Raw genomic sequence first — 8,495 nt, 5'->3', positions numbered from 1 at the left:
AACTCGCGACCCCAACCTTGGCAAGGTTGTGCTCTACCAACTGAGCTATTCCCGCGATGAAGATAATTTAGGACTTCTTCAAAGTCCGAAGCGGAAAGCGAGACTCACTCTTTAACATTGAGATGCCCCCAACCCTGTTCAGGCTCTGTTCTGCTAACTGAGCTATACCGGCCCGGCATCCATGTTCGTCAGTGCATGAAGCCCGAGAGCTTCGCGTCCGTCGAAGATGTTGCGTAGTTTAAGAATATTTCGTCTGCTGTCAATAGATTAGAGTAATGAATTAGCTTTCAGCCTTAGAGAATGGTGTCAGATCAGGCCATGCGGCTCGAAGGTACACATACATAGACCACAGTGTCAGGATGGCAGAGATGTAAAGCATTGCCAGACCAAGATACCCGATCATGGATTCCAGAGGCACAGGGGCAAAGAGTAACAGGGTAATGGCCATCATTTGTCCGGCCGTTTTTAGTTTGCCGATCATATTCACCGCTACACTGGTTCGCTTACCTATCTCAGCCATCCATTCACGCAGGGCAGAAATAACAATTTCCCGGCCAATAATGATCGTAGCGGGTATGGTCATCCAGGCTGCCCTGAACTCTTCGACCAACAGGCATAATGCTGTTGCTACCATGATTTTGTCTGCCACCGGATCAAAAAAAGCACCGAAGGGGGTGGTCTGGTTCCAGCGTCTGGCCAAATAACCATCAAACCAGTCAGTCGCAGCAGCGACTGCAAAGATGGCAGCGCAGAGAGTGTAACGCATTTCAATGGGCAGGTAGAAAATCAAGACCAGAAAAGGAACCAGAACAATGCGAAGCATCGTTAGAATATTCGGAATATTCATAGCAACAGATAAATAACCATGATGTGTAACTTTGCTGAGGTCTTTCTACCAGAGTACTCATGCAACCCAAAGTTCTGGTGCAGACAGACCTACAGACCGTCGTTGAAAATATTTACAATCCCATAAGTTACACAGTCGAGAGAAATAGTACAAACCCGAATCTACGATCCATGCAAATGAGCATGTATCTGTTCTGCCAGCTTCTGGCTGATACCCTCGACTTTTGCCAGCTCATCTAACGACGCGTTCATTACGCCATGACGCCCCCCAAAGAACTTGAGCAATGCCGAGCGACGCCTGGCTCCAACTCCCGGAATATCTTCCAGAGTTGATCGTTTTCTGGCAACACTGCGCTTTTGTCGGTGGCCGGTAATGGCAAACCTGTGCGCTTCGTCCCGTATATGTTGAATCAGCAGCAGAGCGCCATCTTTTTCCAATGCGGGCAGCTCCTTGCCCTTATAAATCAGTGTCTCAAGACCTGGTTTTCTGGAAACCCCTTTGGCGACACCCAATAAAGGAATATGCTGGAGAGATAACTCGTACATGACGTCCTCTGCCATGCTCAACTGCCCCTTACCGCCATCAATCAATATCAGATCCGGTGTATTCTCAGGCTGCCCGGTCAGGCTTTTATAACGCTTATGCAAGGCTTTCTTCATGGCGGCATAATCATCACCAGGCTCAATACCTGTTATGTTGAAACGCCGATACTGGCTTTTGTCGGGCCCTTCCTGATTAAACACAACACAGGAGGCAACCGTTGCCTCACCCATGGTATGACTGATATCAAAGCATTCAAACCGGGTTAACGGTTCTTTCAGCTTCAGCAGCCTACCCAATTGCTCTGTGCGCTTGCGTTGATGGGTTTTACCAGCCAACTCAGACTGAAGGCTCGTCTGTGCATTTTTATCTGCCAGCTTCAACCAATCCTGTCGTTCGCCCCTGACCCGATGCTTGATTTTGACACTTTTACCCGACAACTGACTGATTCCCTGTTCAAGTACCTCGTGATCTTCCACGACAATAGGCAGGATAATCTCGGAGGGAAAATTTCGACTATTGGCAAGCTTGATATAAAACTGGGCCAGAAATTCTGAAAGGTAATCTTCTGGCTGATGGTCCAGCCTGAAATTCGGAAAATAGCTCTTGTGCCCCAATAACTGACCATTACGAACAAACAGCACCGCAAAGCAGACCTTACCCATTTGGTTGCAGTAACCGACTATGTCCGCATCACCGGTACTGCGATTGACCGACTGTTGTTCCTGAACTTGCCTGAGCTGGCTGATCTGATCCCTGATTTCAGCGGCTTCTTCAAACCTCAGTGCTTCGGACTCGCTCTCCATTCTTTTGATCAGTTTACGGATGAGCTGCTGACTCTTTCCTTCCAGAAATTGGCGAGTATCCTGCACATCTTGCTGATATTCTTCCGAGCTGACCAGATTGACGCAGGGAGCCTTACAGCGTTGGATCTGATGCTGGAGACAGGGACGACTTCTATTACGGAAATAACTGTTCTCACATTGTCTGACCTTGAACACCTTTTGCAGCAGATTCAAACTTTCCCGCACGGCACCACCACTGGGATAAGGACCAAAAAACAAGCCTTTCTTGCTTTTACTTCGACCTCTCTGATAGACAATACGAGGATACTCATCTTCCACAGAGAGATAAATAAAGGGGTAGGACTTATCGTCCCTGAGAAGGATATTGTAGGGCGGTCTCCGGTCTTTGATGAGGTTTTGTTCCAGCAGCAAGGCCTCCAACTCGGAGTTGGTAATGGTTACCTCTATACTGTGGATCTTGCTCACCAGCGCCATGGTTTTGGTGGTCAGACCAGTAGGACGAAAGTAGCTGGACAGACGATTTTTAAGATTTTTTGCTTTCCCGATATAAAGGGTATTCCCAAGATTGTCCCGCATGTCGTAGACACCCGGCTGTCTGGGCGCCTGTTTTAGAAAAGCCTTGTGATCGAAACGTTCTTTTTCTTCACCTTTAGCCATTGAGCCTGTCATGGAATACAAATACTGTCGATTAATTTCGGACAGTATACTGACAAACAAGACCACAGACCTACAACTTCAGCTCATGACCTGTCGTTGATCAGACTGAAGCAGCATCCTGCCCTACTTCAATCAGCCGGTACCGAATCGCCAAATGTGTTAATTCCACATCACTGTTTATTTGCAGCTTCTCAAAAATACGGTAGCGGTAACTGTTCACCGTTTTAGTACTCAGACAGAGTTTGTCCGAAATGGCCTGCACCTTTTCACAACTGACTATCATCAGGCATATCTGCATTTCCCTACTGGACAGTTTTTCAAAGGGGGAACCTGAGGAAGGATGTAAGGACTTCAACGCCATTTGCTGAGCAATATCAGGACTGATGTAGCGTTTGCCAACGACCACCGCCCTGATGGTGGTAACCATCTCATCGATACTGATGCCTTTGGTGACGTACCCAGCTGCACCGGCTTCCATCAGTTTGGCAGGATACAGCTCATCATTGCAGACGGTGACAGCAATGACCTGAATCTCTGGGAATGACCGACTGATCTTACGTGTGGCCTCCAGACCACCAATCCCCGGCATTCGGACATCCATCAGTACCACCTGGGGCTTGAGGCTACGACACTTTTCAACGGCCTCTTCCCCGCTACTGGCCTCACCGACGATGACCAGTCCCTCTACATCGGAAAGCATGCGGGACAAGCCCGTTCTCACCAGATCATGATCGTCAGCAATCAGTACGCGAATCATGACATACTCCAACCTGCATCTTTATAGTTGTTATGTTCCTAATCCATCTCTCATTTCCCTGATGGTAAACCACTCCAATGTCACCACACTCAGAAAAAAGCCTGAGCACGAGTAATATCGTACAACAGGCTCATCCTACTACCAATATGTTTGGACTAGCAGAATACTACAGGCCAAAATTAGAGCTTGCTTTCCAGTTCCGGTACAGCTTCAAACAGATCCGCTACCAGACCATAGTCGGCTACCTGGAAGATAGGCGCTTCTTCGTCTTTGTTGATGGCAACAATGACCTTAGAGTCTTTCATACCTGCCAAATGCTGGATCGCACCGGAAATACCAATAGCAACGTACAGGTTAGGAGCAACAATTTTACCAGTCTGTCCAACCTGCATGTCATTAGGTACAAAACCTGCATCTACTGCTGCACGAGAAGCACCTACCGCAGCACCGAGTTTGTCAGCCAGTTTGTAAAGGATCTCGAAGTTTTCTCCGTTACCCATACCACGACCACCGGATACTACAATTTTTGCAGCACCCAGTTCTGGACGATCAGACTTCGCCATCTCTTCACTGACAAAGGAAGATATACCTGCGTCATGAGCGATGTCCAGCTGCTCAACAGGTGCGCTACCACCATTAGCCGCCACGGGATCAAAACCAGTACCGCGAACGGTGACAACTTTCACAGACGCACTGCTTTGAACTGTTGCAATGGCATTACCGGCGTAGATCGGACGGGCAAAAGTGTCAGCACTGTCGACACGTATGATGTCAGAGATTTGCTCAACATCCAGCAAAGCAGCGACACGGGGCATATAGTTTTTGCCACTGGTGCTGGCAGCACTCAGAATATGGCCATAGCCTTTGCCCAGTTCAGCAACCAGCAGACTGACGTTTTCTGCCAACTGGTGCTCATAGGCGGCATTGTCCACAACCATAACCTTGCTGACACCTTCAACGGCTGATGCTGCCTCGGCAACAGAACCACAACCGGATCCAGCGACTAATACATGAACATCATCGCCTATTTGACGGGCAGCCGCTACCGTATTCAGAGTGGCCGCGCCCAGGGCTGCATTGTCATGCTCTGCAACTACGAGAATAGCCATTAGATTACCTTCGCTTCTGTTTTCAGTTTTTCGATCAGTTCATCAACGCTGCCCACACGGATGCCGGCACTGCGCTCCGCAGGTGGCTCAACTTTCAGAGTATTCAGGGAAGAAGTCACCTCAACACCCAGATCTGCAGGTGTTTTGACGTCGAGAGGTTTACGTTTGGCCTTCATGATATTGGGCAGAGAAGCATAACGAGGCTCATTCAAGCGCAGGTCTGTCGTCACGATAGCGGGCAGTGACAGGGAAACTGTCTGCAGACCACCGTCGACTTCACGAGTGACAGAGGCTTTGCCATCTTCTATAGTCACTTCAGAAGCGAAAGTACCCTGAGGCAGACCCGATAATGCCGCCAACATCTGACCGGTTTGGTTGTTATCACTGTCGATGGACTGTTTACCCAGAATCACCAGATCTGGTTTTTCTTCATCAACAATGGCTTTGAGCAGTTTGGCAACAGACAGAGAACCGGGGTTTTCGTCGGTTTCTACCTGAATACCGCGATCAGCACCCAGAGCAAGAGCGGTGCGTATCTGCTCCTGACACTCTTTGGTCCCGAGTGAAACAACAACGATTTCAGTGGCAACACCCTTTTCCTTCAGTCTTACCGCTTCTTCAACAGCAATTTCACAGAAAGGATTGATGGCCATTTTGACGTTCGTGAGATCGACATCACTATGGTCCGCTTTTACACGAACCTTGACGTTATAGTCGATGACTCTCTTAACGGCTACAAGTATTTTCATGGGTTCGCAGCCTTCCTTATTTATACTATGACTGGATACTTGGTTGTGAGGCAGGGTATGAAATCTCCGAAAACATCGCGCGGAGCATCAATTGTTATCATTGTTTCACATCGCTGCTGTGTGGGCAGTCTAACAGCACGTCAATAAGGGTTCAAACCTATGTTCAAGATTGATGCAAATCCGACAGCTCTAATGAACTATGTGTCTGACCAAAGCCTTTTATTAGAACACCCAAACATTATGACATCTTCCACATGTAGTCAGAGACTCTTCACTGGCAGAATGGCAAATGGCACTCTGCCGAGCCAAGCGAGCCCTGACACAGCGAACACTGGTTATTTGCGTTAGAGCCAGTATAATGCAGAAAAAAATTCAAACAACTGTTTGATTTTCATGCCAGGAGATTTTTCTGACTATGACAGCCCGGAAAGGTTAACCGGAAAGTTGGAGTGTCATCAGACACAAAGAACATTGTATGAAAATCACCATGTGATAACCCGGTGAGGGAGGGGATCCATCTTGGAACGCGAGTCTATGCCATTTGACGTGGTAATTGTGGGCGCTGGACCATCCGGTTTGTCTGCTGCATGTCGTCTTATGCAACTGTCACAGGAAGCAGGTCAAGAACTCTCTGTCTGCGTCGTTGAGAAAGGATCAGAGGTAGGAGCACACATCCTGTCTGGTGCCGTCTTCGAACCTACCGCCCTGAATGAACTGTTTCCCGACTGGAAAGAAAAAGGGGCACCACTGAATACCGCTGTCGTTTCCGACGATATCTACTGGTTAAGTTCCCAGGAAAAGGCCATGAAAGTGCCGGGTGCCTTTGTACCCAAGACGATGCACAACGAAGGCAATTACATCATCAGCCTGGGCAACCTCTGTCGCTGGCTGGCTGAACAGGCTGAGAGCCTGGGTGTGGAAGTATTCCCCGGCTTTGCTGCCAACGAAATCCTGTTCAATGAAGATGGCAGTGTGAAAGGGGTTGCGACTGGTGACATGGGCATCTCTGCCAATGGCGAGAAAAAAGACAGTTACATGCCTGGTATGGAACTGCACGCCAAATACACCCTTTTCTCAGAAGGCTGTCGTGGTCAACTGGGTAAAGAAATCATCAGCCGTTTCAATCTGGACGAAGGTAAAGACCCACAACATTATGGCATTGGTATCAAAGAGCTGTGGGATGTCACTCCAGAGAACCACTCTGAAGGTCTGGTCGTGCACACTGCTGGCTGGCCTCTGACTGATAGCGGCTCAACTGGCGGCGGCTTCCTTTACCACATTGAGAACAACCAGGTCGTACTGGGCCTGATTACCGACCTGAGTTACTCCAACCCTCACGTCAGTCCTTTTGAAGAGTTCCAGCGTTACAAGCAGAGCCCAACCATCAAGAAATTCCTTGAAGGTGGTAAACGGGTGTCTTACGGTGCCCGCGCTCTTGCCAAAGGCGGCCCTCAGTCCTTACCAAAAATGACCTTTGTCGGCGGCCTACTGATCGGTTGTGACGCAGGCACCATGAACGGTGCCAAAATCAAGGGTTCTCACACCGCTATGAAGTCCGGCATGTTGGCAGCCGAGGAAGTCTTCAAGTCAATTAGCAGTGGCTCCGAAGGCGGCGAAGACCTCACTTCTTACACAAAAGCTTTTGAAAGCTCCTGGCTGGGCGATGAGTTGCAGGCACAGAGAAACTTTGGTCCGGCCATGCATAAGTGGGGTAACTTCATAGGAGCGGGCTTTGCGTTTATCGACCAAAATATTTTTGGTGGCAAGCTGCCATTTACCCTGCATGATAAAACACCCGACTACGCAACACTCAAGCCAGCGATTGATAGTAGAAAGATTGATTATCCAAAACCGGATGGTGTCATAAGCTTTGATCGTCTGAGTTCTGTGTTCCTGTCCAACACTAACCATGAAGAAGATCAGCCCTGCCACCTGAAACTGGCCGATGCTTCGATTCCTCTGAGAGATAACCTGCCTAAATACGACGAGCCTGCTCAGCGTTACTGTCCGGCTGGCGTTTATGAAATTGTCGAAGACGAAACATCTGGCGAGCAGCGCTTCCAGATCAACAGTCAGAACTGTGTTCATTGTAAAACCTGCGACATCAAGGATCCGGCCCAGAACATTAACTGGGTTGCTCCGGAAGGCACCGGTGGCCCCAACTACCCGAACATGTGAGTGCGACGAGAGTCGCCTTGCTAGCGTGTAAGCGCTTGATTTTAAAGCGCTTACACACCTACCGTCAAAGTCGTAGAGACATTCGGTAGTCAGTGTGGTGAAAACCCGCATATCTTTAACTATCGTCGGTATAAAGACTATTCCACGCCCTGACACTATCAACAGCGGCTGCTCATTGCGGCCACGTTCTGCTGCGACTGTAAATCTGCGGGACTGCGCTCCATTATTCTTGATGAGCTTTATGATGATCTTTGCAACTGGGGGAGCCAGGGGCATGCTAGCTGCACAAAGAGCATTACAAGTCTGAATCAGGTGCTCAGTTAATGTTTCACATTGGGTTATTCGGGGCGCCCATAGAGTCTTTAAGCCTATGCGACACTGAAGAGCAGGAGGTCGTCATTCCCGCGAAAGAGAATGTCCCAAAAGTCCTGCGTTTCCCTGATACGGTGTTAAAAAATGACTCAAAATGCTCATCTACTCGCTGTGAACCGGGCTTTTTCGCCACTTTTTGCCTTTTCTCAGCTTTGCTAGCCACTTTTGCAACAGCCTCAAAGGCGGGAATCATTCAGCTTGAGTTAATAAGCTTGCAGCTATACCTTCTGGCGAGTATCCACTCTCCCTTTTGTGTCAAGATTCTTTACGAAACTGACCCTACAGAGGGGGAAGCAGGCAAAACATGCAAAAGATCCGTTACAAGTAATTTGCAAGTTTCTTGACCGTCTATAAGCAGATATCAAAAGTATCGATCGAATCGCAGGACTTACAAAACCCCTTATAGAATGAGCTCTGCACCATCAGAGACGGGAAAAAAGAAACCCGTGCCTCTGGGGGAAGAGTGCACGGGTTAAGACC

At 48.7% G+C, this 8,495-nt stretch carries 6 protein-coding genes; 1 reads left to right on the top strand and 5 read right to left on the bottom strand.

The window, feature by feature from the left end; genetic code table 11:
• Positions 1-280: 280 nt before the first annotated feature.
• From pgsA to KDK19_RS03825, 5 genes are all read right to left on the bottom strand, one after another.
• Positions 281-847: a CDP-diacylglycerol--glycerol-3-phosphate 3-phosphatidyltransferase gene (gene pgsA, locus KDK19_RS03845; protein ID WP_257275256.1), complete on the bottom strand. Its 567-nt coding sequence runs from the start codon at positions 845-847 to the stop codon at positions 281-283.
• 161 nt (positions 848-1,008) lie between these two features.
• Positions 1,009-2,850: an excinuclease ABC subunit UvrC gene (gene uvrC, locus KDK19_RS03840; RefSeq protein WP_257291366.1), complete on the bottom strand. Its 1,842-nt coding sequence runs from the start codon at positions 2,848-2,850 to the stop codon at positions 1,009-1,011.
• 100 nt (positions 2,851-2,950) lie between these two features.
• The gene (gene uvrY / locus KDK19_RS03835; protein ID WP_257275259.1) at positions 2,951-3,607 is read right to left on the bottom strand and encodes a UvrY/SirA/GacA family response regulator transcription factor; all 657 of its coding nucleotides are present in this window, start codon (positions 3,605-3,607) and stop codon (positions 2,951-2,953) included.
• A 179-nt stretch (positions 3,608-3,786) separates the two neighbouring features.
• Positions 3,787-4,716 (bottom strand): electron transfer flavoprotein subunit alpha/FixB family protein, encoded by a 930-nt coding sequence (locus KDK19_RS03830; protein ID WP_257275262.1) that lies wholly within the window; start codon positions 4,714-4,716, stop codon positions 3,787-3,789.
• A complete protein-coding gene (locus tag KDK19_RS03825; protein ID WP_257279640.1) occupies positions 4,716-5,465 on the bottom strand; it encodes an electron transfer flavoprotein subunit beta/FixA family protein in 750 nt (249 codons plus the stop codon). Before KDK19_RS03825 ends, KDK19_RS03830 begins: the two co-directional genes overlap by 1 nt.
• A 519-nt stretch (positions 5,466-5,984) precedes the next feature.
• On the opposite strand from KDK19_RS03825, the gene KDK19_RS03820 reads away from it, so the two are divergent.
• The gene (locus KDK19_RS03820) at positions 5,985-7,643 is read left to right on the top strand and encodes an electron transfer flavoprotein-ubiquinone oxidoreductase (RefSeq protein ID WP_257291365.1); all 1,659 of its coding nucleotides are present in this window, start codon (positions 5,985-5,987) and stop codon (positions 7,641-7,643) included.
• Positions 7,644-8,495: the final 852 nt, after the last annotated feature.

Origin of the sequence: Endozoicomonas sp. ONNA1, from assembly GCF_024606325.1 — a bacterium.
Lineage (GTDB): Bacteria > Pseudomonadota > Gammaproteobacteria > Pseudomonadales > Endozoicomonadaceae > Endozoicomonas_A.
The sequence above is the reverse complement of the archived record's forward strand: the minus strand, read 5'-3'. Positions and strand labels throughout refer to the sequence as shown.